Raw genomic sequence first — 568 nt, forward strand, 5'->3', positions numbered from 1 at the left:
TACTTGGAAAAGTGCAAGCCTTGATACAATGCCTCGCTTGCCATGCTCTCCGCTTCAATGTGTGTAAAGCCTTGTGCTACAGCATCGCAGTAAACTGTGAGAGCCATATCTGCCCGTGCAGTGATAAACTCCGTATCTTGCAACTTTTCGGGGTGATGCTCACTCATGTAACTTCTTAACTTCAATCGAAAGTAGGAAAGTTCCTGTTTGTTCTTCTGTTTCATTGTTTTTCTTGTTAAAAAGTTGGACTTCTTTTTTTTGAATCATTCATTACGGCTGTTACATCCCAATTATGGGACTTGACTTTTTCGGTGTTCTTGACGGACACAGCCGTAAGGCTTTACGCAGTACCCTTGTATGCTCACTACCCATCAGGGGTTGCATTTCCTTGGCAATCTTGCTCTTGGTCACCCGTGCATAAATCTCGGTCGTGGAGATAAAGCGATGCCCCAGCATCTTGCTCACCGTCTCTATCGGAAGTCCGTTCTCCAGACAGATGGTCGTGGCAAAGGTGTGCCGTGCGGTGTGCGAGGTCGCTTGAGTATGCGGTGGCAGTCCTGCCTTAATA

At 46.8% G+C, this 568-nt stretch carries 2 protein-coding genes; both read right to left on the bottom strand.

Features of this window, described 5'->3' with window-relative positions; translation table 11 throughout:
* The coding region (locus HMPREF9144_RS12600; protein ID WP_040596002.1) for a DUF1896 family protein at positions 1-224 on the bottom strand (224 nt) is incomplete at its 3' end.
* A gap of 55 nt (positions 225-279) precedes the next feature.
* The coding region (locus HMPREF9144_RS13170; protein WP_006046536.1) for a tyrosine-type recombinase/integrase at positions 280-568 on the bottom strand (289 nt) is incomplete at its 5' end.

This window comes from Prevotella pallens ATCC 700821 (assembly GCF_000220255.1).
Lineage (GTDB): Bacteria > Bacteroidota > Bacteroidia > Bacteroidales > Bacteroidaceae > Prevotella > Prevotella pallens.